Source organism: Marinobacter sp. HL-58 (genome assembly GCF_001314605.1).
Lineage (GTDB): Bacteria > Pseudomonadota > Gammaproteobacteria > Pseudomonadales > Oleiphilaceae > Marinobacter.
The window spans coordinates 489,905-514,677 of record NZ_LIHP01000016.1 but is presented as its reverse complement, the minus strand read 5'-3'; the positions used below and the strand labels follow the sequence as shown (position 1 = coordinate 514,677).

Sequence of the window (24,773 nt, the reverse complement as noted above, 5' to 3'; positions counted from 1 at the left end):
ATTATTTCCCCTTGAAAGCTGGCGTACGTTTTTCCATGAAGGCGGAGACGCCCTCACGGTAATCCTCGGTTCGCCCGGCCATGCGCTGAAGATCTCTTTCAAGGTTGATCTGTTCTTCAAAGGTGTTGCTGGCGCTGGCATGCAGGGCGCGCTTGATCAGGGCGAGACCCTTGGTGGGCTGGGTCGCGAAATGGCGGGCCAGCTTCATGGTTTCTTCCATGAGCTGCTCGTTATCCACGCAGCGCCAGATCATGCCCCAGCTCTCTGCCTGTTCGCCGCTGATCTTGTCGCCCAGAAGAGCCATGCCTTTGGCCCGGGCCATGCCGGCTACACGGGGCAGGGTCCAGGTGCCGCCGGAATCCGGTACCAGCCCCAACTTGCAGAATGCCTGAACAAAATTGGCGGAGCGGGCCGCCAGCGTGATATCGCAGGCAAGGGCAATGTTGGCGCCGGCGCCGGCAGCAACCCCATTGACGGCACAGAGCACCGGCATTGGCAGGTCCCGCAGGCTCCGCATCAGCGGGTTGTAGTAATTCTCCAGGGACGCGCCCAGGTCCGGCACTTCCTGGTCCGGAGATACGCTACGGTCGGCCAGGTCCTGCCCGGCACAGAATCCGCGGCCGGCGCCGGTAATGACGAGCACCCGGACAGATTCATCCTTGCGCACCTTGCTGATGGCTTCCCGCATGCGCTCGTGCATTTCGACATTGAAGCTGTTCAGGTTGTCGGGGCGGTTGAGGGTAAGCAAAGCCACACCCTGATCGATTTCGAGAAGAATGCTCGGTTGAGTCATGGCGTTATCCTGTAAATGGAGTGATGGATGGCTCTGTGGTGGGGGCTATTGGCCCTTGAACTGGGGTTTCCGTTTTTCACGAAAAGCATCAAGGCCTTCCTGGCGGTCTGCCGTACCGGCAAGCACCGTGAAGGCGTGTCTTTCAAAGCGCAGGCCCTCGGCGAGGTTCATGTCGTTGGCCCTGCGCACCGCCTCTTTCGTCAGCCGGGCTGCGATGGGGGCTTTGCGGGCGACGGTGCAGGCAATTGATATGGCTTTCTCGAGGGTGAGCTCGGGCTGGCAGACCTCGCTGACGAGGCCCGCCTGAAGGGCGCGCCTGGCGTCGATCGGCTCACCTGTCAGCGCCATGTGCATGGCCAGTGATTCGCCAACCTTTCGCACCAGTCGCTGGGTGCCACCAGCCCCCGGCATGATGCCGAGATTGATTTCCGGCTGGCCGAATCGGGCATTTTCCCCGGCAATCAGGATGTCAGCGTGCATGGCCAGCTCACAGCCGCCGCCAAGTGCAAAGCCGTTAACCGCTGCAATGATGGGCTTGCTGAAACGGCCAATTCGCTCCCAGTGAGCAACACGCGGGTCTTCGAGTATGCCGACGAGATCACGGGCAGCCATTTCATTGATATCCGCCCCGGCTGCGAAAGCCTTCTGGCTTCCGGTGATCACAACAGCGCGTACCTCGCGATCCGCTTCTGCATCATCCAGAGCTTTCGACAGGTTTCCCAGCAACTCTGTATTCAGGGCGTTCAGCGCCTCGGGGCGGTTCAGCGTGAAGATTTGAACCCCTTGATCGGGCCCTTCGACGAGCAGGTTGTCTGGCATAAGCAATCCGATGTGGCTTTGTTTTTGTCTGAAGAAATCTCAGCCGCCCGGAATCCGAATTGCCATGAGGCGATGTTCCAGTAGTCAATGGGCTGATTTTCGAATCAGTATATCTATTAATTGATACTCGTCAAGGTTTGTGGGTTTGTTATTTTGTATCACGTTTGACTTTTATTAATAATGTGGCATTAGATGCTGATAAATATGATAAAAACGCAGATATTGTCTATATGGAGGGGTGATTTGGGCGGATTGAGTCGATGTTTTGACCTTGAAATCGATGAAAACATCTCCCCAAGGCGGTAGAGTGATGTGAAAAATGAATCAGAATGTATCGTCACATTCTGGGCTTGTTGATGAAGGAGAGAAGCATGCCTTGTTACAGTATTGAGGGCGTTCAGCCCGTCGTGCATCCGTCTGCTTATGTCCACCCGACCGCGGTTCTGATCGGGGATGTGTGGATCGGTCCTGACTGCTATGTCGGCCCGGCAGCCTCTTTGCGGGGTGACTTCGGGCGCATCCTGTTAAAGGAAGGTTCGAATGTTCAGGATGTCTGCGTTGCACACGCCTTCCCGGGCAAGGATGTGGTGGTTGAAAAAGATGGGCACGTGGGGCATGGCGCCATTCTTCACGGGTGTATCGTCGGCGAGGGAGCGATGGTCGGAATGAATGCAGTGATCATGGACGATGCTGTGATTGCGTCCCGCTCCATTGTCGGGGCGGGAGCCCTGGTTAAAGCCGGATTTCAGTGCGACCCGGCGTCACTGATAGTAGGTGCGCCAGCTAAAGTGTTGCGCATGCTGAGTGATGATGAGGTAGCCTGGAAAGCGAAGGGAACGGAAGAGTACCAGAGGCTGACCCGGCGCTGTCATGCGAGCCTGCAGGAGTGTCAGCCGCTGGAGGAGGCTGGCTCTGAACGCTCCAGTGCGCGGGTTGACGCGGGCAGTTACCGGCCCAAGCACGAGAGCTGATCCGGGGTGGCTTGCTGACTGTGCAGGGCCACGCTGTGCATCAGGCCGCCATTTCTGACTTGCAGGCATCGATGATAATGCGGGCGAAGTCGTCCGGCGAATCTTCCTGCAGGAAATGACCGCCCCTCAGGGTTATGTGGGGCTGGCCGAGGGCGCCGGGAATGCGCCGCTGCATGTAACGGTCACCGCCCCGTGTGATGGGATCACCGCTGCTGAAACAGGTTATGAAGGGTTTTTTCCACTGTTCCAGTACGCGCCAGGCAGCCTTGTTGGCATCACTGGCGGGGTTGTCGGAAGATACCGGGACCAGTTTGGGAAAGGCCCGCGCACCGGCCTTGAATTCGGCGCTCGGGAAGGGGGCCTCATAGGCGGCGATTTCGGCCTTGCTCATGGCTCTTTCCGTGCCGAGCTGGACAATTCTGCCCACCGGAAACCAGGGGCTATGGGTGGCAAAGGCCTTCCACAGAGAGAACACGGCGGGCACGGGGGTATCGCCGGTTGGCAGCATGCCGTTGCCAACGATAATCCGGCGGAACAGGTGCGGATGTTCTGCCGCCAGGCGCAGGCCCAGCAGGGAACCCCAGTTCTGGCAAACCAGGGTGATATTCTTCAGATCCAGTGCCTTAACCCACGTGGACAGCCATTTGATGTGGCGTTCGTAGCTGTAGTCGTCCACGCTGGCAGGTTTGTCGGATTTTCCGAAACCCACCAGGTCGGGCGCCAGCACGCGGTGGCCGGCTCCTGCTACCAGTGGAATCATGTGTCGATAAAGATACGACCAGGATGGTTCCCCGTGCAGCATCAGCACAGGCGATGCATCGCTGGGGCCTTCATCCACATAGTGCACTCTCAGGCCTGGCTCGACGTCCAGATAGTGAGGAGAAAAAGGGTAATCCGGAAGGCCGGCGAAGCGGGCCTCATCGGTTCTCAGAATACGCATGCCATCGACTGTCCTGACTGAGTGGTTGCGTGGCTGGGTTATTTCAGCCTTCACGAAGCAGGATAAAGCAGATGAAAAATTTGTGTGTTTGGTTTACGTAACAGTGCGTTGGCTGTTTGAATCAGGAGGCCTTGCTGATCAGATCTGCAGCGCCCCCAAGCCCCGCCAATGCTGCGTCACAGCAGTTCAGCGCGCCGCAGTCATCCGCCGAACAAAGGGCGATTGTGTGGCAGTTGATACCGTAGGTCTGCCCCTCCCCATTGTGGAAGATGCGGTTGCGGGAAAGGGTGGAACGGCAATGTCCACAAAGTAGTGTTGGAACAGCGCTGCTTTCAGCAGCAATTGCGTGGTAATGCTCTGTCTGGGTCATAAAAAACCTCCCTATAAATACAAAACTAGGGGCGAACTGTGACAATTCAAAGGCAGTAGCCCTTCACTTCATAAAAAATACGGTCAGAGACAGCCTCAGGCTCACTTTCCCGTGGCCGGTCAGTGGTCAGAGTCGGCAATCGGGCGGCGGTTGGAGCGCTTGTCTTCCCAGTCCAGTGATTTCGGGTCATACCAGCCGATGCGATGGAGAACTTTCTCGCGGGTGGCAGACGACAGGGTTGGCCACAGTTCCTGGAATTCCTCCAGCCCTTGCTCCCGCTGGCGCAGCTGTTTGCCCTGGAGTCGACGGATGATCTGCGGCAGGTGCAATGCTTCGCCCAGTTGCCCCGGCACCAGCACCTCCTGCCCCATCACTTTGCGCCGGTGGGTTCGGGCAGCCAGCACCCGATGAAGGGCAGTAGCTGCATCCAGCGCTGTTGCAACATCAAACTCTTCAGTATCCAATGTCTGACCTGTTCAGCGAATGACCAATAACCGTCCACTATAACCTGAAAGCCGCTGGACTGGCCACGGCACCGTGGTAGGCTAGTGTCCCGGTTAGCAGGCATATTCAGGATCATTAGTTATGATGTACGGAAAACTGGAGACACGGACTTTTCTGGCCATGCTCGTGGGCGTCTCCCTGGCCTTTGTCCTGCTCATGAAGCCGTTTTTCGGCCCTATTTTCTGGGCCGTGGCCATTGCGCTGATTTTCCACCCGGTCCGGGAGCGTCTGGCGAAGCGAGTGGGCGACCGGCCCAACCTGATTGCATTGCTAACGCTGATGATCTGCATGGTGATTGTGGTTATCCCGGTGCTTGCATTGGTGACATCCCTGGTCGCCGAAGGCCTGTCCGTCTATCAGAAAATACAGGCCGGGGAGCTGCGGCCGGGGGAATATATTGACAGGGTGAACCAGTCGTTTCCTGCAATTGAGGCCTTTTTTGCCCAGTTCGGAATGGATTTCGCCGAGGTCAGGGACCGGATCGTCAATGCCTTTGTGGGAGGCAGTCAGTTTCTGGCAAAGCAGGCTCTGGGGTTCGGGCAGAATACCTTTCAGTTCTTTCTGGGGCTGGCGCTGATGGTGTACCTGGCCTTTTTCCTGCTGCGGGATGGCAACAAACTGGTCGATCTTCTGATTCGCGCACTGCCCCTGGGGGATGAGCGCGAGCGACTGTTGTTTGCCAAGTTCGCCGAAGTTACCCGCGCAACGGTCAAGGGAAACCTGTTAATCGCCATTATTCAGGGCGCCCTGGGTGGCCTTATCTTCTGGATTCTCGATATCCAGGGGGCGCTGCTCTGGGGGGTGGTCATGGCCATTGCGTCTCTGCTTCCGGCTGTCGGTGCCGCCCTTGTCTGGGTACCGGCGGCGCTTTATCTGGCCGCCACCGGGGAGATTGTCTCGGCCATCGTGCTGACGGTCTTCGGCGTGGTGGTGATTGGTCTGTCAGATAACCTGCTGAGACCTATATTTGTCGGGCGGGACACCAAGTTGCCAGACTACATTGTATTGCTGTCCACGCTGGGCGGGATCGCCATGTTCGGCATCAACGGCTTTGTCATGGGGCCACTGGTGGCGGCCCTGTTCATGGCATTCTGGGGGATCTTTATTCGCGAGTTCGGAGAGGTGCCGGCAACAGCCGAACATGATGTGCACCCGCCGGCTACAGAAACGCAACAATCTGAAAAGTCCGGACCCGGCTGAATATGGTAACCTTTTTGCAACATTCTCTTTAAAGAGACTGGCAATACAACAAAAATACAGATAACCGGAGCAGACCATGATCAGGAAAACAGCAATGCGAAGCCGGCTGGCCGCAGCAGTAGTATTCGGAGCATTGACCTTTGCCACTCCTCACGCACTTGCAAACGACACGGTAGCGCTCAAGAATGCGCTATACGGAGCCGGCTACGAGATAACCAATGTCAGCCCGGAGATGGATGAGGCGACACGTTCCGCGCTCACGGAGTTCCAGCGTGATCAGGGGCTGGAAGCTTCGGGCGAGCTGGATGACGCCACCAAGGAAGCGCTGGGCATGGTGTCTGTTCAGGTTGCATCTTCCGGATCCGCCGGATCACAGAATGCAGGCGAGAGTGCCAGCGCTGCATCCGAGCCTGAGGAGTCGCAGGAAGATGCCCGGGCAGAGGAAGATGATGTTGAGGAAGATGACGACGGTGGCTGGTCCTTTTTCTAGGCTTTGACCGCAGTTGCACAGTTGTAGACGCTCGGGCCCGGTGGTTTTTTGAACCCCGGGCCCTTTGCGTTCAGTCCAGTTTTTCCAGGTTTCTGACCGCGCCCTTGTCGGCGCTGGTTGCCAACAGTGCGTAGGCCTTCAGTGCGGCGGAGACCTTGCGTGGCCTGGACAGTTCGGGCTTCCAGCCTTTCTCGTCCCTTTCCTTGCGGCGTCGGTCCAGTTCGGTCTGGTCTATTTCCACATTGATGGAACGTTGGGGAATGTCGATCCGGATCAGGTCGCCATTCTCGATCAGCCCAATGGCGCCGCCCGCTGCGGCTTCCGGAGAGGCGTGGCCGATGGACAGACCGGAAGTGCCACCGGAGAACCGACCATCCGTCAGCAGGGCGCATTCCTTGCCCAGGCCTTTTGATTTCAGATAGCTGGTGGGGTAGAGCATTTCCTGCATGCCGGGACCACCTCGCGGGCCCTCATACCGGATGATGACAACTTCGCCCGGTTCCACTTCGTCGTTGAGAATGCCTGTTACCGCGGTATCCTGGCTTTCGAAAACCCGTGCCTTGCCCTCGAATACGTAGATGCTTTCATCCACACCAGCGGTTTTGACCACGCAGCCGTCCAGCGCGATATTGCCAAAGAGCACCGCCAGGCCGCCCTCGGAGGAGTAGGCATGTTCAACAGAACGGATGCAGCCGTTTTCCCGGTCGCCGTCCAGGGAAGGCCAGCGGGTACTCTGGCTGAAAGCGGTCTGGGTGGGGATGCCGGCGGGGCCTGCCTTGTAGAATTCCACCACCTCGGGTGGCGGTTCCTGCATGATGTCCCAGGTTTTGAGTGCTTCGCGCATGGTTTTGCTGTGTACTGTTGGCAGGCCGGTGTTAATCAGTCCGCCCCGGTCAAGCTCGCCAAGGATGCCCATGATGCCGCCGGCACGGTGTACATCTTCCATGTGGTATTTCGGTGAGTTGGGGGCAACCTTGCACAGCTGTGGCACTTTGCGTGACAACTGGTCAATGTCGTTGAGCGTGAACGGCACCCCACCCTCCTGGGCTGCCGCCAGCAGGTGCAGGATGGTGTTGGTGGAGCCTCCCATGGCAATGTCCATGATCATGGCGTTTTCGAACGCTTCTAAGGAAGCAATGCTCAACGGCAACACGCTGGCATCATCTTCTTCGTAATAGCGCCGTGCGTTCTCTACAATCTGTCGTCCAGCTTTCAGGAACAGCTGCTCGCGGTCAGAGTGGGTGGCAAGCAGGGAACCATTACCGGGTAACGCGAGACCGATGGCTTCCGTCAGGCAGTTCATGGAATTGGCGGTAAACATGCCGGAACAGGAGCCACAGGTGGGGCAGGCGCTGCGTTCGTACTCGGCGACAGTTTCGTCATCCGCGTTCGGGTCGGCGGCAATGACCATGGCATCCACCAGGTCGAGCTTGTGCTCCGAGAGTTTGGTCTTGCCGGCTTCCATGGGGCCGCCGGACACGAAAATCGTGGGGATGTTCAGGCGCATGGCGGCCATCAGCATGCCCGGAGTGATCTTGTCACAGTTGGAGATACACACCAGGGCGTCGGCACAGTGGGCGTTGACCATGTATTCCACGGAATCGGCGATGATTTCCCGGGAGGGAAGGGAATACAGCATGCCGTCGTGGCCCATGGCAATGCCGTCGTCCACGGCGATGGTGTTGAACTCCTTGGCGACACCGCCGGCGGCCTCGATTTCCCGGCAGACCAGCTGGCCGAGATCCTTGAGGTGGACATGGCCGGGAACAAACTGGGTAAAGGAGTTGGCAACGGCAATGATGGGTTTGCCGAAGTCTTCATTCTTCATGCCGGTGGCGCGCCAAAGGGCACGTGCGCCAGCCATATTGCGGCCTGCGGTGGATGTCCGGGAACGATACTGGGGCATGGTTTTCTGGTCTCTCTTCTGAATCCGGGTCAAAAAGGAAGGCAAAAGGATACCAGATTACCCCTTGATCGCATGGTTGTTTTGATCATCCGTGCTTACAATGTGTAACAGAGTTAATGAACAACTGATCAAGGAGTAGTCCTATGGCTGGCCAGGAAAGCCTGCCGCTGCGTCGTCTCAAACAGTTCCAGCCCCTGAACAGGCTGACGGACGACCAGCTTGTGTTGCTAGCAAGCCGGGCGGAGCGCAGAACCCATGGCCCGGGGCAGCGGGTGGTCGAGCGTGGTGTGCGCGATGGGCTGGATATATTCCTGATTGCCGGCAGCGTGGAGCTTGAATCCATCGACGGCCGCAAGTCCACCATCGATGCAGACAGCGACAAGGCCCTCAATCCCATTGCCAGGCTGCAGCCGCGCATGTACGACGTGACGGCGACAAAAGCCAGCGAGTTTCTGGTCATCCAGCAGGATATCCTGAACCAGCTCCTGCGTTCGGCACCGGTACCTCAGGTAGAGATGGATTCCGGTGAGGGGCTTGGTGACGATGGCAGCGAAGAACATCATCTGCTGATGGAGTTCTATGCCGAGCTGCGCTCCAACCAGCTCAGCCTGCCCAGCGTTCCCGATGTGGCCTGGAAAGTCCGCAGGGCCGTGGACCGTGAGGAATCCACGGCAGACCAGGTGGCCAGCGCGATTTCCGCCGATCCGGCGATGGCGGCCAAGCTGGTACGCGCCTGTAACAGCCCGCTTTACCGGGGTTTCAGTGACGTCAGGAATGTTCGTGAAGCGGTCGTCAGGCTGGGTATGCGCACCACACGCCAGCTTGTAACGGTGTTCTCCATGCGGGAGGTATTCAAAACGCGGCAGGCGTCGCTGCAGAAGGAGATGGACAAGCTCTGGCGGCATTCCCGGGAGGTTGCGGCGCTTTGCTGGGTGCTGGCCGACAGCGCCACCTCGATCAATCCGGAAGAGGCCCTGCTCGCCGGTCTGCTGCATGATATCGGGGTGGTGCCGGTGCTGGTTCAGGCGGAACACCACGTCAACCTGTTTGCTGATCAGGCCAACCTGGAGCATGCCATCAGCGAGCTTCGTGCTGACGTCGGCACGGCCATCCTGGAAAGCTGGTCATTTCCTCCGAGCTTTCTCGAAGCCACTCGCCATGCCGAGGACTGGGAGCATGAGAGTCGTGAACCATCCCCCCAGTTGGTGGATATTGTGATCGTGGCCCAGTTGCATGCCATGATCGGCTCCAGCCAGAATGGCAGCCTGCCGCCATTTGATGAAGTTCCTGCCTATCGTCGACTGGGTGAACTTGAACTGAATGCTTCCCGCAGCCTGCAACTGCTGACAGAAGCCCGTGCAAGGGTGGACGAAGTCCATCGCCTGCTTTCCATACACTGAGAAATTGACAGGATGTTCAGTCTTCCGGAGCCTGTTTACTGGTGACAATACCAACAATGAATGTACCTCTTTTTCCACTGAACTCCGTTGTACTGCCCGGGGGGCGCATTCCCCTCCAGCTGTTCGAGCCAAGATACATCGATATGCTGACCCGTTGCCTGAAGGAAGACCGGGGCTTTGTTGTCGTATTGCTCAGGGAAGGGCTGGAAACCGGCACCGCAGCCGCCTTTTACGATATTGGCACGTATGTGCGCATTATCGATTTCCAGCAGATGGAAAATGGCCTGTTGGGTATTACCGTTGAAGGTCAGGACAAGGTAACCGTGGTGCGTGCCTGGCAGCAGCCGGACGGCCTGAACGTGGGGGATGTGGAGTGTTTGCTGGCGGAAGAAGAACTGAGGGTTCCCGAGCGCTTTACCGAGCTGCCCTCGGTCCTCAAGGCGCTGTTCCGCCATCCGGTGATCCGCGAGCTGGGCATGGATGTCGACTATGACGACGCCAGGGATGTTGGCTGGCGCCTGACGGAGCTGCTTCCGCTGGACAAGCAGGAAAAGCAGCGGCTGGTTGAACTGCAGGATCCTCTGGAGCGCCTGGAACGGTTGCTCGACCTGCTGGAAGCGCTGGAGCAGAACTGACCCGCACTCAGCCTGCTGGGCTGTACATAAGAACCGCTTCCGACCAGTGATGGCCAATATACCAGATGGTGTAGAGCACCCAGGCAATACCTGCCGCCAGTGTCGAACTGTCGGTTGTCAGGGGAATGTTGTCATAGCGGCTGTAGCTGGCTCTTGTCAGCCCGGAGATGGACAGCCCCAGGAGCAGTCCCGCAAGCACATCCGTAAACCAGTGAATCCCCAGGTACAGGCGACTCACCACCACCAGAACAATGGGAAGGCTGAATAACAGATAATAACGCCAACGCTGGCGATGCCGGCTTTCCCGGGCAACGAAGCTGGCCGTCAGCGCCGAGAACAGGGTAATGCCAGTGGTGTGCCCGCTTGGAAAGGCACCGGAGGCGGGCGGGCCAAGCACAATGTCTGGCCTTGGAACGGCAGACAGATGTTTGAATGCCCAAACTGTTACCGTCGCCAGCAGTGCGGCACCGGCAATATGCAGCGCCGCTGCGTAGAAGCCCCGCATACCGAGGGCCAGTGCCGCCAGGACTGCTGCTGCCAGCAAAACCGGCGGGTCACTCAACAGCGTCAGCAGGAGCATCACCGGATCGAGTAATGGATTGCGCAGCTGTACGAACCACTCCAGGGTCAGGTTGTTGAACGGTGTGAACACCCGGGTTGCTGTGGCCAGCTGTCCCAGGATCATGAACAATGCCCCGGCCCCCAGTGCCAGCGACAGGGAGGGCAGCGGGAATTCGCCGGCCTGTGAAGGACGCTGGCTGGTGTAAAGCCGCCAGAAGCGGTGAGTGGTGTGGTAGCGGGCCATCAGGCCGGCAAGCCAATGGTACAGCCGGCTGCTGTGGCCAAGCCCGAGTTGGAAGCGGATCAGCAGCAGGTAGATCAGCAACAGAACGCCGGTGCTGATGCCGATGACCGGGTAGAAGTGTGCAGGGGGCTCGAAATCACTGGCGACGGCGCTGCCGACCAGATAGCCCGGCAGGACATAGGTTGGTGCCCAGGCAATGGCCGATGACAGGTTGAAAGCCAGAAATCGTCGCCAGGACATCAGGAAGGCGCCGGCGACCAGGGGAATGATCGGGCGTATCGGCCCGACGAAGCGCCCGATGACCACACTTTTGCCACCGTGCATATGGAAGAAAGCCTCGCCCTTGGCGATGAATCCGGGGAAGTGGTTCAGAGGCCACAGTTTGTCCAGCCGGCCCTGGAACAGTCTGCCCAGTGCAAAACTGATACTGTCGCCGGCAACCGCACCGGCGCCCGCCCAGAACAGCACTTCCAGAATCGGTATCGAAACCTGTCCGGCCAGGGCCGCCACGGCAAAGATAATGGCCACACCGGGAATCAGAATGCCTGCCAGGGCAAGTGATTCAAGGAAGGCGGTGGTGAAAAGAGCGACCGAGACCCAACCAGGGTTGCTGCCCAGCCATGCCGTCAGTGCCTGGAGCCACTCGGAACTCATGGCTGGCGAACTTCTCCCTGGCTATACCAGACGGAGTCGGCCCCGCGTTTCCTGGCTTCCTCCAGTGCCTGCCGAACCCGTTTCCGCAGGTCGGCGGTGCGGGTATCCGAGCTGGCGCGGGTGGTGCAGCCAAGGCTGACGGTGACTTTGCCCGCCGGGGGCCAGGTCTGCTCTGCGATGGTACGGCGGATACGTTCGGCAATTACGCGAACACCTTCCTCCGGTGTGAAAGGCAGAATCAGGAAAAACTCGCCGTCTTCAAGGGTGTAAAGGGTGTCTCCGGCCCGGATAACCCCGAACAGGTGCTGTGTGAGATCCCGCAGAAGCCGCTGCATGCCGTCTTTACCATGGAGATCTTCGGCTTCATCGGCGTAGTCAATCGCCAGGGATATGACCGACAGCGGGTGGGACATCTCGATGGCGCGGCTGATTTCCTTCTGCAGTGTTTCATCCAGGAAGCGGGCGTTGTGGGCGCCAGTTACCGGATCTGTGATCGCCAGGTCTTCCGCGGACTGTGCCATGTGATCATAGTGCCAGATATACAGCGCCGCCACGGCGATCAGGGCAAACACTCCGGAGCTGACAGTGATGGCATGGGTAACCGTCTGTGTCAGCAGCAGAAACACCATCAGGGCGGCCAGTAGCAACAGGGACAGGATCATGCCCTGGCGCAGGGGCAGGATCAGCAGGTTCAGAAGCACCAGCGGCATGACCCAGTGACTGATTCCCGGTGGATCGAGAGCGTACATGGCGGCGACCAGGCCGGCGTTGAGTGCAGACAGGATGATAAGGTGCCCCGGGGCCGACAGTTGGTGGCGGCGACAGATAAAGGTATAGCCCGCACCGGCAATGGTCAGAAGTGCCATGCCGGATGCCAGGAAGAAAAGTTCGTAGAAACCATAGCGAAGATTCTGAAACGCCAGGCTGGCGATAAAAACACTGGCAAACAGATAACCGGCCAGATGTGTAAAGCTGCGGAGGCGTGTTTCGGTCATGACAGGGGGCCTCCGGTTTCTTCTGTGCGCGCCGCTGGACTCGTGTGGGACCAGGTACTGTAGGACTGGGCCCTGTTGCCACCCTGTTGCTGGGCACGCCTCAGGGCATTGGCAGCGGACTGCTGCAGGCTGTCGGCATTATCGCCAATATTCAGCCCGGCAATCCCTGCGCTGACGGTCAGGTCCAACTGGTGGGAAGCCAGCAGGGTGCTGAGCCCCCGGCGAATGGTCTCTGCCAGGGTGGCTGCTTCGGTGGTGGCAATACCGGGCAGGATGATCAGGAACTGCAGATCCGCCACGCGGTAATAGGTGTCGAAATCCCGCAGTTGCGAGTGCAGGTAACGGCCGATTCGTGGCAGTATGGAGCGGATGTCGGCATCCGGATTGCTGTCGCTCAGGTGTGTGTCCAGGCCGATCATGATGACAGACATGTCCGTGCCTTCCCGCTCGCTGCGCTGGATTTCCTTGTGCAGGTCGGCGGACAGGTACTCCCGGCTGGCGGCCTGGGTCAGTTCGTCGGTGCGGCGCAGGGGCGCCAGTTGCCGGGATTTGTATTCCCGGAGAAAGACCAGCAGCCCGGACAGCATAATGGTCAGCAGCAGTGCGCTGATCAGCTGATGGCGTTCCGGAATGCCGCCGGACCAGTGGCTGGCGAAAATGGCCATAATGGCGATCAGAACGGTAATGCCGGCGCTCCAGGCTACCGGCAGCAGGGCGAATCCCACCAGTGGTGCCACGTATAGCCAGTGGGTGAGGCTCCGTGGCCCTGTCCACAGGCTGGTAAACAGAAGCAGGAGCAGGGCCACAAACAGCAGGCGGTGTATGGCCGGCCAGGGTTGCCGGAAGCGGCCGGGATGGAAGGCGTTGCTGGTAAACACCAGGCCGGCACCAACGATGGCTGTAACAGCGGTTACAGGCTCCCTCTGAATCGCCGCGAATACGGTAATTGCGAGCAGGATCAGGAACCCCGTTCTCGACAGGCGGCTTAGCAGGAATTTTTCGGCCATATGGGCCATGGTATCCGTCCTCTCCCGGGCATCCGTGTTTTGAAAGCATACAGCAGGTACTGTTCAATGACCCGCGTAATAACGTGTGTCAGGGCGGTATAATAATCGCTTGGGATGCGTACTTGAAACGGGAAAGGTAAAGTTAGGCCCTGATTCGCACAATCGATTTTAAAAACTGAAGGTAATCGGATGGATATAGCAGCGTACATGGCTGATGTGGGACAGCAGGCAAGGCAGGCGGCAACCGCAGTGGCCCGATCCACAACAGCAGTCCGTAATCAGGCACTGCTGGCAACGGCCGATGCTCTGGATGCATCGCGGAGTGAGCTGGCGCAAGCGAATACCCGGGATCTGGAAGCCGGCCGCAGTAACGGCCTGGATGCGGCCATGCTGGACCGGCTGGAGCTGACGCCGGCCCGTATTGACGCGATGATCGAAGGGTTGCGCCAGGTGGCATCCCTGCCAGATCCGATCGGCGAAATCACCGATATGACCTACCGCCCTTCAGGCATTCAGGTCGGGCGCATGCGCGTGCCTCTCGGGGTTATCGGCATTATCTACGAGTCACGGCCGAACGTCACCGTGGAGGCCGCCAGCCTGTGCCTCAAATCCGGTAACGCCACGATTCTGCGGGGAGGTTCCGAGGCCATCCACTCCAACCAGGCCATTGCCTCGTGTCTGGCCAGGGGGCTGTCGGAGGCCGGGCTGCCCGAGAACGCCGTCCAGGTTATCAGGACCACAGACCGGGCGGCCGTAGGTGAGCTGATTACCATGCCCCGGTACGTGGACGTTATTGTGCCCCGCGGAGGCAAGGGCCTGATCGAGCGGATCAGCCGGGATGCCCGGGTACCGGTGATCAAGCACCTGGACGGTATTTGCCACGTGTATGTCGACAGCCATGCCGACCCGGAAAAGGCCCTGGCCGTGGCCGTCAACTCCAAAACCCAGCGCTATGGAACCTGCAACACCATGGAAACCCTGCTGGTGGACCAGGAAATTGCCAGCGACATTCTGCCACTGCTGGCGGACGCGTTCCGTGAAAAGGGCGTGGAGCTGCGCGGTTGCGAGCGGACCGTGGAAATCCTGTCGGATGTGGTTGCCGCTACCGAAGAGGACTGGATGACCGAATATCTGGCGCCGATTCTCGCCATAAAGGTGGTTGACGGTCTGGACGGTGCTATCGGACATATCAACCGATACAGCTCCCAGCACACGGACAGCATCATTACCGAGAATTTCACCCGTGCGCGCCGATTCCTGACAGAGGTGGATTCAAGTTCGGTCATGGTGAATGCCTCCACCCGGTTCGCGGACGGCTTTGAATACGGCCTGGGTGCGGAGATCGGCATTTCCACGGACAAGATCCACGCCCGGGGCCCTGTCGGCCTTGAAGGCCTGACATCGCAGAAATACGTGGTGTTTGGCGACGGCCACATCCGGACCTGATTCTGCATGCATGTAATCTATGGCGGTACCTTTGATCCCATTCACCATGGCCACCTGCGGCTGGCGGTAGAGCTGCGGGAGCGGCTGGGTGTGCCCGAGGTGTCGTTGATGCCCTGCCATGTGCCGCCCCACCGTGATCAGCCTGGCGCCACCAGTGAACAACGGGTGGCCCTGCTGAAACTGGCCATTGCCGATGAGCCGGGCCTGGCGCTGGATGACCGTGAACTCGGGCGTGATGGTGCCTCCTACACGGCGGAGACCCTGCGCCAGGTGCGTGCAGAACTGGGGCCGCACGAGCCACTGACGATGGTTCTGGGTACCGACTCCTTTGCCGGCTTTGACCGCTGGCAGGAATGGCAGCGTATTCCCGAGCTGGCGCATATCGTGGTCGTGCGAAGACCCGGGCCTGGTCTCGCGCCGGGGAGTGTACCCGAGCGCCTGTTGCAGGAGCGCCGTGTTGACAGTGTGGAAGCGCTCTATGGTGCGCCTTGCGGTCATATTCTGGAGCTCGATCCGCCCCTGCTGGATATCTCGGCCACAGGTGTCCGTGAGCGTATTCTGTCCGGTCGGTCGCCCCGGTATCTCCTGCCGGACAGCGTGTGGCAGGAAATTCGTCATCGTAGACTCTACGGTGCATGACCTGTCGGGAACTTTTAGTGCTACAATCCCGTCTGAATATGACTTTTCGGGTGGCCGCCTTCGCCGCTGCCCGCCAACAGGGTGATTATGCAGGCAGAGCAACTGAAAGAACTGGTCGTGGGTGCGCTTGAGGATGTCAAGGCGCAGGACGTGAGTATTATTGATGTCAGGGGAAGAACCAGCGTCACGGATTACATGGTGCTGGCTTCCGGGACCTCCAACCGGCACGTGAAATCCCTCGCGGATTCCGTGGTGTCGGAAGCAAAGGAGCAGGGGGTCAAGGCCAGTAATGTGGAAGGCGCCAACGCCAGTGACTGGATTCTGGTTGATCTCGGCGACGTGGTGGTTCACGTCATGATGCCCGCAACCCGTGAATTTTATGATCTTGAGCGCCTCTGGCGCGATGCTCCGGATCTGGGTGCTGCAGGTAGCGAATAGACATGCGGTTACGTCTGGTCTGTGTAGGGCAGAAGATGCCCGAGTGGGTCAGCCAGGGCTATGCAGAATATGCGCGGCGGATGCCACCGGAGCTGCCCATTGAGCTGGTGGAAATACCGATGCCTCATCGTGGCAAGAACCCGGACATTCCCCGGTTGATGCAAAAAGAGGCGGATGCGATCCTGTCGGCCCTGGGTTCCCGTGACCTGGTGATTGCTCTGGAAGTCGGTGGCCGTAACTGGTCCACAGAGAAACTCGCCGGCCAGCTTGAAAACTGGCAGCAGGACGGCAGGGATATCAGTTTCCTTGTCGGCGGCCCTGACGGCCTTGCCGAAGCCTGTCGGGCCAGGGCTGACCTGTCTTGGTCGCTGTCTCCACTGACCCTGCCACACCCGCTGGTTCGCATTCTGCTTGCCGAACAGCTTTACCGGGCCTGGTCTGTCACCCGTAATCACCCATATCACCGGGCCTAGGAAACCGATATGCCCTGGGGAGAATTCAAGGATACTGCCGCCGAGCGGCGCCTTTTCCAGCGTCGCACCCTGGTGATGATGATTCTGGTCGTCATATCGCTGGGGCTGCTGATTGCCAGGATGTACCAGCTACAGGTGGTCGAACACGACATTTACACCACCCTGTCTGATAAAAACCGGGTTCAGGTCCAGTCGGTCGCACCTCCCCGGGGGCTGATTTACGACCGCAATGACCAGCTTCTTGCCGAAAACCGCCCGGTGTTCAGTGTCACCCTGGTTCCTGAACGTGTTGGCGATATGGAAGAAACACTTGCCAAGCTCCACCGCATGCTGGACATTTCCGATGAAGATATGGAGCGGTTCCGGCGGCGTCTGTTGGAGCCCCGCCGGCCGTTCCAGGAACTGCCCCTGCGATATGACCTGACTGAACAGGAAATTGCCCGGCTTGCGGTTCACCGTCACGAGTTGCCCGGCGTTGAGGTATCCGCCGAGCTGGTTCGCTACTATCCCCATAGCGAATTGACGGCCCATGCCCTGGGCTATGTCGGGCGGATCAACCGTGAGGAGCTGCAGCGAATCGACCCGATCAACTATGCCGGCACCAACTACATTGGCAAATCCGGTGTTGAGCGTTTCTATGAAGAGCTTCTTCATGGTCGGGTGGGCTATGAGCATGTTGAAACCAATGCCCGGGGCAGAACACTGAGGGTGTTGGAGCGCCAGAATCCTGTCCCCGGAGAAGACATACGCCTGCATATGGATTTGCGGCTGCAGCGGCTGGCCCACGAACTGCTGGATGGCCGGCGTGGTGCCATCATAGCGATAGAACCCTCCAGTGGCGGGATTCTGGCCCTGGCCAGTGTACCGGGATTCGATGCCAATCAATTTGTGACCGGTATTGGCGTCGAGGCGTATCGTTCGCTCAGTGAAAGCATTGACAGGCCCCTGTTTAATCGCGCCCTCCGCGGGCAGTACCCGCCCGGTTCGACGCTCAAACCCATGCTGGCCGTCGCTGCGCTGGACAGTGGCGTTACTACCCGTGAGAAAACAATCTGGGATCCGGGCTACTTTCAGTTGAAAGAGGGCGGTCGGCGTTACCGGAACTGGAAGCGCACAGGCCACGGCTGGGTCAACCTGATGGATTCCATGGCTCAGTCCACTGACACCTATTTTTACCAGGTGGGCGTTGAAATGGGCATAGACACCATGCACGAATATCTTTCCGCCTTCGGCTTTGGTGAGGATGCTACGCTGGACGTCTCGGGCGCCCTGAGCGGGCTGCTGCCTTCAAAGGACTGGAAGCGTGCCGTGCACAATGAGCCCTGGTATCCCGGCGATTCGGTCAACCTGGGTATAGGCCAGGGATATATGCTGGCAACACCCCTGCAACTGGCCACGGCAACATCGGTTATTGCTAACCGTGGCAGTTGGCATGAGCCGCGGCTCCTCAGGGATGTCATGGGGGACCGTGCCACCGATGATGTGCTGCCTTCCGGCACTCACAAATCCATTGAGCTGAAGAATCAGGGCGACTGGGAGTTTATAGTGGATACCATGGAGGCAGTGATGCATGGCAGCAAAGGCACGGCCCGCGGTGCTGCCAAGGATGCACCCTATCGCATGGCGGGCAAGACTGGGACGGCTCAGGTGTTCAGCCTTGCCGAGGATGAAGAATACGAAGAGGAAGAGGTGCGCGAGCGTTTGCGGGATCACGCCCTGTTTGTTGGTTTTGCGCCGGTGGATGATCCGCAGATTGCCGTTGCTGTCATTGTGGAGAACGGTGGCAGTGGCAGTGGTACGGCAGCTCCAGTCGCGCGGGCGTTGTTCGATGCCTGGTTGCTGGGTTTCCCGGAAGAAGGTGAGGCGCTTATCGTAGGCGAGCCTGAAGAGGGGGCGAACTGATGGCGGCCGGCGGCATATTCAACCACTCTGCAACGCATCCCTTATCCCGCTCCAGGGGCATCTGGTCTGCGCTGCATATCGATCCGTTGCTGATGCTGTTGCTGCTGATACTGATTGCCGGAGGTCTGGTGGTGTTGTACAGCGGTGCAGACCAGAACATGGCGGTGGTAAAGGCCCAGGGGATCCGTATGGGTATTGCCCTGGCTGTCATGCTGGTCTTTGCCCAGTTTGACCCTGCTGTATTCCGGCGCTGGGCGCCCTGGTTGTATGCGCTCGGTCTCGCTGGCCTGATCGCTGTACTGCTTGTGGGGGTGGGCGCCAAGGGTGCCCAGCGTTGGCTGGCCATTCCGGGGTTGCCGCGGTTTCAGCCCTCAGAGCTGATGAAACTGGTGGTCCCCATGATGGTTGCCTGGTATCTGTCGCGCCATTACCTGCCCCCCCGACTACGGCACCTCGGAGTAGCGCTTCTGGTCGCCCTGGTGCCCATGGTGTTGATTATCCTCCAGCCTGATCTTGGAACCTCTTTGTTGGTCGGGGCCGCGGGGGTTTTCGCGGTATTTTTTGCCGGCATAAGCTGGCGCCTGATCGGGGCTTTTTTCGCCATGGTGTCGGTAACAGCGCCACTGATGTGGTTTTTTGGGATGCGCGAATACCAGAAGCAGCGGGTATTAACCCTGCTCGACCCGCAGAGTGATCCACTGGGTGCGGGTTGGAACATCATGCAATCCAAGACTGCTATCGGGTCCGGTGGCATGGATGGCAAGGGCTGGCTTCAGGGAACCCAGTCCCACCTGGAGTTTTTGCCGGAAAGCCATACCGATTTTATTGTCGCTGTGCTTGCCGAGGAATTCGGTTTTATCGGTGTGCTTGCGTTGCTTGTGCTTTACCTGCTGATTATCCTGCGCTGTCTGTATATCGCCGCCACGGCTCAGGACTCGTTCAGCCGTCTGCTGGCGGGAGCGCTGACGATGACTTTCTTCCTCTACGTATTTGTCAATGTGGGGATGGTCAGCGGGTTGCTTCCGGTAGTGGGGGTTCCCCTACCCCTCGTCAGCTTTGGCGGCACCTCCAGCGTCACGCTGATGGCTGCCTTTGGGGTGCTTATGTCCATACAGACTCACAGACGGATGATTACTGCATGAGGGCAGCCGCGCCAGTATGGACAGCGGGTAATGGTTGCCAGCCTGGCCGCCATGGTAATCTTGGCGGCCTCAGCCTCTCAGGGATACAGATGAAATCAGTCATTAACAGGGTGCGTCATGGGCTGGCAGCCGCTCTTTTTCTGTTGCCGTCACTGGCAATGGCCCAGTATCACGAAACCTCCGAGGGCCAGGCCTTTATTCAGGACATGGTAGAGCAATTTGGTTTTGAGGCCAGTCGGGTCGAATCGCTGCTGGCCGAAGCCGAGCGCAAGGAGTCGATTCTGGATGCTATCAGCCGGCCGGCAGAGAAAACGCTGGAGTGGCACCAGTACCGCGAGATCTTCATGCGGCAGGAAAGAATCGAGCAGGGTGTCGAATTCCTCCAGCAGTACCGGGAAGCATTCGAGCGGGCAGAGGCCGAGTACGGGGTGCCGGCAGAGGTTATCGCCGCGATCATCGGCGTGGAAACCTGGTATGGCCGGTACAAGGGCAAGCACAGGGTTCTGGACGCGCTGGCAACGCTGGCGTTCGACTATCCCCCGCGGAGCCGTTTTTTCCGCAGTGAGCTGGCGCAGTATCTGCTGATGACCCGCGAGCAGGGCTTTGACCCTGAAGAGCTTATTGGCTCCTATGCGGGCGCAATGGGGTATGGTCAGTTCATTTCCAGCAGCTACCGGCATTATGCCGTCGATTTTGATGATGATGGCGTCGCCGACATTCTCAACAATCCGGTGGATGCTATCGGCAGTGTGGCCAATTACTTCCGCGCCCACCACTGGCAACCGGGGGAACCCGTTGCGGAACAGGTACGGAACGTGCTGCCGGAAGACTCGCCACTGCTGACCCGGGAACTGAAGCCAGGCCTGACAGTCAATGATTACCGGCAAGCCGGGCTGGCCCCGGACGAAGGCATGGACGATGATGCCAAAGCCAGGGCAGTCCGTCTTGCCGGTGCAGGCGGGCCGGAGCTTTGGCTCACATATCATAACTTTTATGTGATAACCCGCTACAATCACAGTCATCTTTACGCCATGGCGGTATTCCAGCTGGCCAATGCACTGGGCGAAAAGGCCGGTCAGTCAGAACAACAAAACGGGGTAGGTAGCAACACGTGAGGATACGTCATTTCCTGTCGGTCGTAATAGGCGCACTGGTTCTGGCAGGATGCGCTTCATCGCCGGAACCGGACCACTCCTCCAGGTACACCATGTCCCAGGACAAGGCACCGCCCGGCAATTTTGATGTGTCCGGGCTCGAAGACGCCAAGCCAGAGTATGAGGAACCCAGGAACGCCGGTAACAAGTCGCCCTATAAGGTCTGGGGCAAGGAGTACACTGTCCGGAGCAGTAACGACGGTTATGTCCAGCGGGGCGTTGCCAGTTGGTACGGGGAAAAGTTTCACGGGCATAAAACCTCCAATGGAGAGGTTTTTGACATGTATGAGATGTCGGCGGCCCATAAAAGTCTCAGGATTCCGGGGTATGCCCGCGTAACCAACCTTGATAACGGACGTTCCGTGATCGTCAGGGTGAATGACCGCGGCCCTTTCCACGGTGATCGCCTGATCGACCTGTCCTATGCAGCCGCCAAGAAGCTCGGCTACCAGGGTAAGGGCACCGCGAGGGTGGAAGTTGCCGCTATAACCGTCAAACAGGATGGCTCGATGACTCTGGCAGGCAAACCGTTTCCCGACGGCAAGGCAACGGTTCCGGCAGAACGCCTGGCTGAATCCGCGAAGGGCAGCAAGGCTTTGTTTGTCCAGTTGGGCTCGTTCAGCCAGCGCAGCCCGGCGGAAGTGTTACTGAAGCGGGCTCGGCAGAGTATTGAGGATCCCATGAGAGTGAGGGAAGTGGAAACCGCTTCCGGTCGCTTCCACCGAGTTCAGGTCGGGCCGTTCAGTGATGAAGATGAAGCGCTGAGAGCCCAGAACCTGCTTGAAAACAAAGGATTCGGCCAGTCAATATTGCTGACCGACACACATTGAACCAGTCACCTACTTGATATCGAATGGACCCATGGCAATAAACAACCTGTTACGCGCCTTTACCGCTGTTATCCTTCTCGCCCTGACGGTGGCAACGCCGGTCATGGCGCAGTCTGTGCTGATTCCCTCGCCGCCCCAGATAGCAGCGAGCTCCTACATTCTGATGGACCCGCTTTCCGGGCGCATCATCATGGAGTCAAACAGTAATGAGCGCCTGCCTCCGGCAAGCCTGACCAAGATGATGACAGCCTATATCGTCGAGCGTGAGCTGGATGAGGGCCGGATATCCATGTCGGACATGGTTCCCATCAGCGAAGACGCATGGCGCACTGAAGGGTCGCGCACGTTCGTGCAGGAAGGCACCCAGGTATCCGTGGAGGACCTGCTGAAGGGAATCATTATCCAGTCGGGTAACGACGCGTCTGTTGCCCTGGCCGAGTTCGTTGCCGGCAGCGAGGACGCCTTCGTCGATATCATGAACCAGCAGGCGGAAATCCTGGGCATGGACGATACCAGTTTTGCCAATGCCACCGGCCTGCCATCACCCGATAACTTTTCGACCGCGTACGACCTGGCACTGCTGGCCAAGGCCATCATCAACGATTACCCGGAAAACTATCCGTTGTATGCGGAGAAACATTTCACTTTCAATAACATACGACAGCCAAACCGAAACAGCCTGCTGTGGCGCGACAACAGCGTTGACGGCCTGAAAACAGGCCACACTGAAGAAGCGGGCTACTGCCTGGTAGCATCGGCCAAGCGTAATGATACCCGCATGATCGCCGTGGTAATGGGTACCGACAGTTCGGCTGCCCGTGCCCAGGAAGTTCAGAAAATGCTGAACTACGGCTTCCGTTACTACCAGACAGAACGCCTTTTCCGCGACGGCCAGGAGTTGCTGGAGGCAAGGATCTGGGGTGGTGAGAGCGACAAGCTCTCCGTTGGCCTTATGGAGGACGTTCACGTCACCATTCCGAGAGGCTCCCGCGACTCTCTGGACTCCACCGTGGAGCTGGACTCGGTAATCAAGGCACCGGTGGCCAAAGGAGATGAACTGGGACAGGTAACCGTGAAGCTGGACGATGACGTGGTGGTTGATCTGCCGGTGCTTGCCCTCAGTGATGTGCCAGAAGGAGGATTGTTCAAGCGCATCTGGGACGCCATCAAGCTGTTCTTCATGCAGTTATTTGAGTAACGGCCGGGAGAATTCTGCGATGAGTGAGCCAAAGGCACCCAAAATCGAGTTTCCCTGTGACTACACCATCAAGGTGATCGGGGACTCCGCTCCCGATTTCGTTGAGTTTGTGGTGGCCGTTGTGGAACAGCACGCGCCCGGAATTTCCGAGAAAGATGTCTTTGTCAGGGAGAGCAGGGGGGGCCGTTTCTCTTCAGTGAACCTGACCATTGTTGCCACTGGCGAGCCGCAGCTCAAGGCACTGTTCGAAGAGCTCAAAGACAGTGGCCGGGTGCACATGGTGTTGTGAACTGATGGACGAATTGATTGTTCGTACGCTCGGCGAGCAGCCATACCTGGAAACCTGGGAGGCGATGAAGGCGTTCACCGCCGGAAGAGATGCTTCAACTCCCGATGAAATCTGGTTGCTGGAGCATCCACGGGTGTACACCCAGGGGCAGGCAGGAAAGGCCGAACACATTCTTGCTCCGGGTGATATTCCGGTCATACAGGTTGACCGGGGCGGCCAGGTTACTTACCACGGCCCCGGGCAACTGGTGGTCTATCTGATGATCGACCTGACCCGGCATCGGCTTGGAGTACGAACGCTGGTGGATGTGATTGAGAAATCCATTGTTCAGACCCTGGCGGAGTTCGGAATAAATGCCGCACCACGGCCGGATGCGCCGGGTGTGTATGTTGATGACGCGAAAATCGCGTCTCTCGGCCTGCGAGTGAAGCGCGGCTGCTCTTTTCATGGTCTGGCGCTGAATGTGGCAATGGATATGGAGCCGTTTCATCGCATCAATCCCTGTGGCTACGCCGGCATGCGCATGTGCCAGGTCAGTGACTTCGCTCCCGGGACAGGCATCGGCGAGGTGACCCGCGTTCTGTCCGGAGAACTTGCCGCCAGTCTGGGCCACGACACTGTTCGCAGAGTTTCCTAGTACTCACACACCTGGTTGCGACCTCCGGATTTCGCACGGTAGAGGGCCTCGTCCGCCCGCTGCAGCAAACGGTCAACAGACTCCGACCCCTCGATTGTCGCAACGCCGATGCTGATGGTGGTGTTGATGCTGTGGCCATCGGCATTCACCGGTGTCGAGGCAATTTTCTGGCGTATCCTGTTGGCAGTCTGGACGGCATCAGATGTGTCGGTTTCAGGTAAAAGTACCAGGTATTCCTCACCACCCCAGCGAGACAGGGTGTCCACTTTCCTGCTTTGTTCCTGTAGTGTGCGCGCGACCATGATGATGGCCTGATCGCCGACATGATGGCCATAGGAGTCGTTAACAGACTTGAACAGATCAATGTCCATCAGCAGGACTGAAAACGGGCGCCGGTTACGAAGATAGCGCTGATATTCCGCCTCCAGCTGCTCATGGGCCTCGCGCCTGTTGGCCAGCCCTGTCAGTGCATCGTGTTTGGCGGCATACTCGAACTCGGCGGCCAGTTTGAGCAATCCAAGTTTGCTGCGCCGCCGGCTCTGATCCAGGACATAGCAGGTGGACATTTCAAAGCCGAGCACCGCCAGCATGGTCAGCCGGAAACTGGTACTGTAGGGAGAATCGAACACCATGTCACCCAGCGGGCTGAACAGAGCCGCTACCGCGGCCAGCCCGCCGGCACAGGCGATCACGCCCACTCTCGCCTCGCTGATGTAGAAGATGATGGGCGGGTAGGCAAACAGCCAGATAATGGCGGAGCCATCTTCTACCGCATTGACAGCCAGGTAGGTAAACAGCACCGTAATAATCGTAATGAATCCGCGACGCTGTAGCGTGCTGTTATGGCTGGCAAGATAGGCAATACCGTTCAGGCTGAGCAGCACCGCGAAAATGACCAGGATCGCGGCAGACCCGGTGAGCCCGCGTTCCAGAGAGCGCCACGTAAATAGCAAAAGGATTGGTATGGCCGCCAGTGTGAGGCGCCCGATCAGCATGGGAACAGGGATTTCACCTTTTACCCGGAACTGCGACAGTTCGGTGTCCGGTGTTCTGCTGGTAGCTTGTGTCATTTCAGGGATCTGTTGTTGTTTTGGTCATCAGCGGTACGTCTGCAGTCCGCGTTTCCATACTAAACG

At 58.6% G+C, this 24,773-nt stretch carries 26 protein-coding genes; 16 read left to right on the top strand and 10 right to left on the bottom strand.

Annotated features, from left to right (window positions below):
• Position 1: 1 nt before the first annotated feature.
• Both paaG and paaF read right to left on the bottom strand, forming a co-directional pair.
• On the bottom strand, positions 2 to 793 hold the full coding sequence (gene paaG / locus HLUCCO03_RS14880) for a 2-(1,2-epoxy-1,2-dihydrophenyl)acetyl-CoA isomerase PaaG (RefSeq protein ID WP_027831096.1): 792 nt from the start codon (positions 791 to 793) through the stop codon (positions 2 to 4).
• A gap of 45 nt (positions 794 to 838) precedes the next feature.
• On the bottom strand, positions 839 to 1,612 hold the full coding sequence (paaF, locus tag HLUCCO03_RS14875) for a 2,3-dehydroadipyl-CoA hydratase PaaF (protein WP_027831097.1): 774 nt from the start codon (positions 1,610 to 1,612) through the stop codon (positions 839 to 841).
• A gap of 371 nt (positions 1,613 to 1,983) precedes the next feature.
• On the opposite strand from paaF, the gene HLUCCO03_RS14870 reads away from it, so the two are divergent.
• Positions 1,984 to 2,583, top strand: coding sequence for a transferase hexapeptide repeat family protein (locus HLUCCO03_RS14870; RefSeq protein ID WP_027831098.1), 600 nt, complete (start codon positions 1,984 to 1,986; stop codon positions 2,581 to 2,583).
• A 40-nt stretch (positions 2,584 to 2,623) separates the two neighbouring features.
• Here HLUCCO03_RS14870 and HLUCCO03_RS14865 read toward each other — a convergent pair whose 3' ends face one another.
• From HLUCCO03_RS14865 to HLUCCO03_RS14855, 3 genes are all read right to left on the bottom strand, one after another.
• The gene (locus HLUCCO03_RS14865; protein WP_027831099.1) at positions 2,624 to 3,523 is read right to left on the bottom strand and encodes a haloalkane dehalogenase; all 900 of its coding nucleotides are present in this window, start codon (positions 3,521 to 3,523) and stop codon (positions 2,624 to 2,626) included.
• Positions 3,524 to 3,644: 121 nt separating this feature from the next.
• The gene (locus HLUCCO03_RS14860; protein ID WP_081813502.1) at positions 3,645 to 3,893 is read right to left on the bottom strand and encodes a hypothetical protein; all 249 of its coding nucleotides are present in this window, start codon (positions 3,891 to 3,893) and stop codon (positions 3,645 to 3,647) included.
• 119 nt (positions 3,894 to 4,012) lie between these two features.
• Positions 4,013 to 4,357: a hypothetical protein gene (locus HLUCCO03_RS14855; protein WP_027831100.1), complete on the bottom strand. Its 345-nt coding sequence runs from the start codon at positions 4,355 to 4,357 to the stop codon at positions 4,013 to 4,015.
• A gap of 124 nt (positions 4,358 to 4,481) precedes the next feature.
• On the opposite strand from HLUCCO03_RS14855, the gene HLUCCO03_RS14850 reads away from it, so the two are divergent.
• Together HLUCCO03_RS14850 and HLUCCO03_RS14845 are read left to right on the top strand one after the other, a co-directional pair.
• Positions 4,482 to 5,597 (top strand): AI-2E family transporter, encoded by a 1,116-nt coding sequence (locus tag HLUCCO03_RS14850; RefSeq protein ID WP_027831101.1) that lies wholly within the window; start codon positions 4,482 to 4,484, stop codon positions 5,595 to 5,597.
• Between the two features lie 76 nt (positions 5,598 to 5,673).
• The gene (locus tag HLUCCO03_RS14845) at positions 5,674 to 6,087 is read left to right on the top strand and encodes a peptidoglycan-binding domain-containing protein (protein WP_036197303.1); all 414 of its coding nucleotides are present in this window, start codon (positions 5,674 to 5,676) and stop codon (positions 6,085 to 6,087) included.
• A gap of 70 nt (positions 6,088 to 6,157) precedes the next feature.
• Here HLUCCO03_RS14845 and ilvD read toward each other — a convergent pair whose 3' ends face one another.
• Positions 6,158 to 7,993 (bottom strand): dihydroxy-acid dehydratase, encoded by a 1,836-nt coding sequence (gene ilvD / locus HLUCCO03_RS14840; protein WP_027831103.1) that lies wholly within the window; start codon positions 7,991 to 7,993, stop codon positions 6,158 to 6,160.
• Positions 7,994 to 8,136: 143 nt separating this feature from the next.
• On the opposite strand from ilvD, the gene HLUCCO03_RS14835 reads away from it, so the two are divergent.
• A complete protein-coding gene (locus tag HLUCCO03_RS14835) occupies positions 8,137 to 9,393 on the top strand; it encodes an HDOD domain-containing protein (protein ID WP_027831104.1) in 1,257 nt (418 codons plus the stop codon).
• A 56-nt stretch (positions 9,394 to 9,449) separates the two neighbouring features.
• Entirely contained in the window at positions 9,450 to 10,028 is a 579-nt protein-coding gene (locus HLUCCO03_RS14830) for an LON peptidase substrate-binding domain-containing protein (RefSeq protein WP_027831105.1), read from the top strand.
• A 7-nt stretch (positions 10,029 to 10,035) separates the two neighbouring features.
• Here HLUCCO03_RS14830 and HLUCCO03_RS14825 read toward each other — a convergent pair whose 3' ends face one another.
• Genes HLUCCO03_RS14825 through HLUCCO03_RS14815 form a run of 3 tightly spaced genes read right to left on the bottom strand, consistent with a single transcriptional unit; the run spans position 10,036 to position 13,498 of the window.
• Complete coding sequence (locus HLUCCO03_RS14825) at positions 10,036 to 11,487, bottom strand: VTT domain-containing protein (RefSeq protein ID WP_027831106.1); 1,452 nt, start codon at positions 11,485 to 11,487, stop codon at positions 10,036 to 10,038.
• On the bottom strand, positions 11,484 to 12,482 hold the full coding sequence (locus tag HLUCCO03_RS14820) for a diguanylate cyclase (RefSeq protein ID WP_027831107.1): 999 nt from the start codon (positions 12,480 to 12,482) through the stop codon (positions 11,484 to 11,486). The genes HLUCCO03_RS14825 and HLUCCO03_RS14820 overlap by 4 nt, the downstream gene beginning before the upstream one ends.
• Positions 12,479 to 13,498, bottom strand: a complete 1,020-nt coding sequence (locus tag HLUCCO03_RS14815; protein WP_027831108.1) for a GGDEF domain-containing protein — start codon at positions 13,496 to 13,498, stop codon at positions 12,479 to 12,481. Before HLUCCO03_RS14815 ends, HLUCCO03_RS14820 begins: the two co-directional genes overlap by 4 nt.
• 180 nt (positions 13,499 to 13,678) lie before the next feature.
• Between HLUCCO03_RS14815 and HLUCCO03_RS14810 the strand changes: the two genes are divergently transcribed.
• The 11 genes from HLUCCO03_RS14810 to lipB all read left to right on the top strand — a co-directional run bounded on the left by HLUCCO03_RS14810 (position 13,679) and on the right by lipB (position 23,637).
• Positions 13,679 to 14,935, top strand: a complete 1,257-nt coding sequence (locus tag HLUCCO03_RS14810) for a glutamate-5-semialdehyde dehydrogenase (RefSeq protein ID WP_027831109.1) — start codon at positions 13,679 to 13,681, stop codon at positions 14,933 to 14,935.
• 6 nt (positions 14,936 to 14,941) lie between these two features.
• Positions 14,942 to 15,574: a nicotinate-nucleotide adenylyltransferase gene (gene nadD / locus HLUCCO03_RS14805; RefSeq protein ID WP_027831110.1), complete on the top strand. Its 633-nt coding sequence runs from the start codon at positions 14,942 to 14,944 to the stop codon at positions 15,572 to 15,574.
• An 87-nt stretch (positions 15,575 to 15,661) separates the two neighbouring features.
• Positions 15,662 to 16,012: a ribosome silencing factor gene (gene rsfS / locus HLUCCO03_RS14800; RefSeq protein ID WP_027831111.1), complete on the top strand. Its 351-nt coding sequence runs from the start codon at positions 15,662 to 15,664 to the stop codon at positions 16,010 to 16,012.
• 2 nt (positions 16,013 to 16,014) lie between these two features.
• Complete coding sequence (gene rlmH / locus HLUCCO03_RS14795) at positions 16,015 to 16,485, top strand: 23S rRNA (pseudouridine(1915)-N(3))-methyltransferase RlmH (RefSeq protein ID WP_027831112.1); 471 nt, start codon at positions 16,015 to 16,017, stop codon at positions 16,483 to 16,485.
• 9 nt (positions 16,486 to 16,494) lie between these two features.
• Positions 16,495 to 18,387: a penicillin-binding protein 2 gene (gene mrdA, locus HLUCCO03_RS14790; RefSeq protein ID WP_027831113.1), complete on the top strand. Its 1,893-nt coding sequence runs from the start codon at positions 16,495 to 16,497 to the stop codon at positions 18,385 to 18,387.
• Positions 18,387 to 19,529: a rod shape-determining protein RodA gene (rodA, locus tag HLUCCO03_RS14785; protein ID WP_027831114.1), complete on the top strand. Its 1,143-nt coding sequence runs from the start codon at positions 18,387 to 18,389 to the stop codon at positions 19,527 to 19,529. Before mrdA ends, rodA begins: the two co-directional genes overlap by 1 nt.
• A gap of 89 nt (positions 19,530 to 19,618) precedes the next feature.
• Complete coding sequence (gene mltB, locus HLUCCO03_RS14780) at positions 19,619 to 20,644, top strand: lytic murein transglycosylase B (RefSeq protein ID WP_051603781.1); 1,026 nt, start codon at positions 19,619 to 19,621, stop codon at positions 20,642 to 20,644.
• Complete coding sequence (locus tag HLUCCO03_RS14775; RefSeq protein WP_027831115.1) at positions 20,641 to 21,513, top strand: septal ring lytic transglycosylase RlpA family protein; 873 nt, start codon at positions 20,641 to 20,643, stop codon at positions 21,511 to 21,513. Before mltB ends, HLUCCO03_RS14775 begins: the two co-directional genes overlap by 4 nt.
• Positions 21,514 to 21,544: 31 nt before the next feature.
• Complete coding sequence (locus HLUCCO03_RS14770; protein ID WP_027831116.1) at positions 21,545 to 22,711, top strand: D-alanyl-D-alanine carboxypeptidase family protein; 1,167 nt, start codon at positions 21,545 to 21,547, stop codon at positions 22,709 to 22,711.
• Positions 22,712 to 22,730: 19 nt separating this feature from the next.
• Positions 22,731 to 23,000, top strand: coding sequence for a DUF493 domain-containing protein (locus HLUCCO03_RS14765; RefSeq protein ID WP_027831117.1), 270 nt, complete (start codon positions 22,731 to 22,733; stop codon positions 22,998 to 23,000).
• Between the two features lie 4 nt (positions 23,001 to 23,004).
• Positions 23,005 to 23,637, top strand: coding sequence for a lipoyl(octanoyl) transferase LipB (gene lipB, locus HLUCCO03_RS14760; protein ID WP_027831118.1), 633 nt, complete (start codon positions 23,005 to 23,007; stop codon positions 23,635 to 23,637).
• Here the strand turns inward: lipB and HLUCCO03_RS14755 are convergent.
• Positions 23,634 to 24,707, bottom strand: coding sequence for a GGDEF domain-containing protein (locus tag HLUCCO03_RS14755; protein ID WP_027831119.1), 1,074 nt, complete (start codon positions 24,705 to 24,707; stop codon positions 23,634 to 23,636). The genes lipB and HLUCCO03_RS14755 overlap by 4 nt on opposite strands.
• Positions 24,708 to 24,773: the final 66 nt, after the last annotated feature.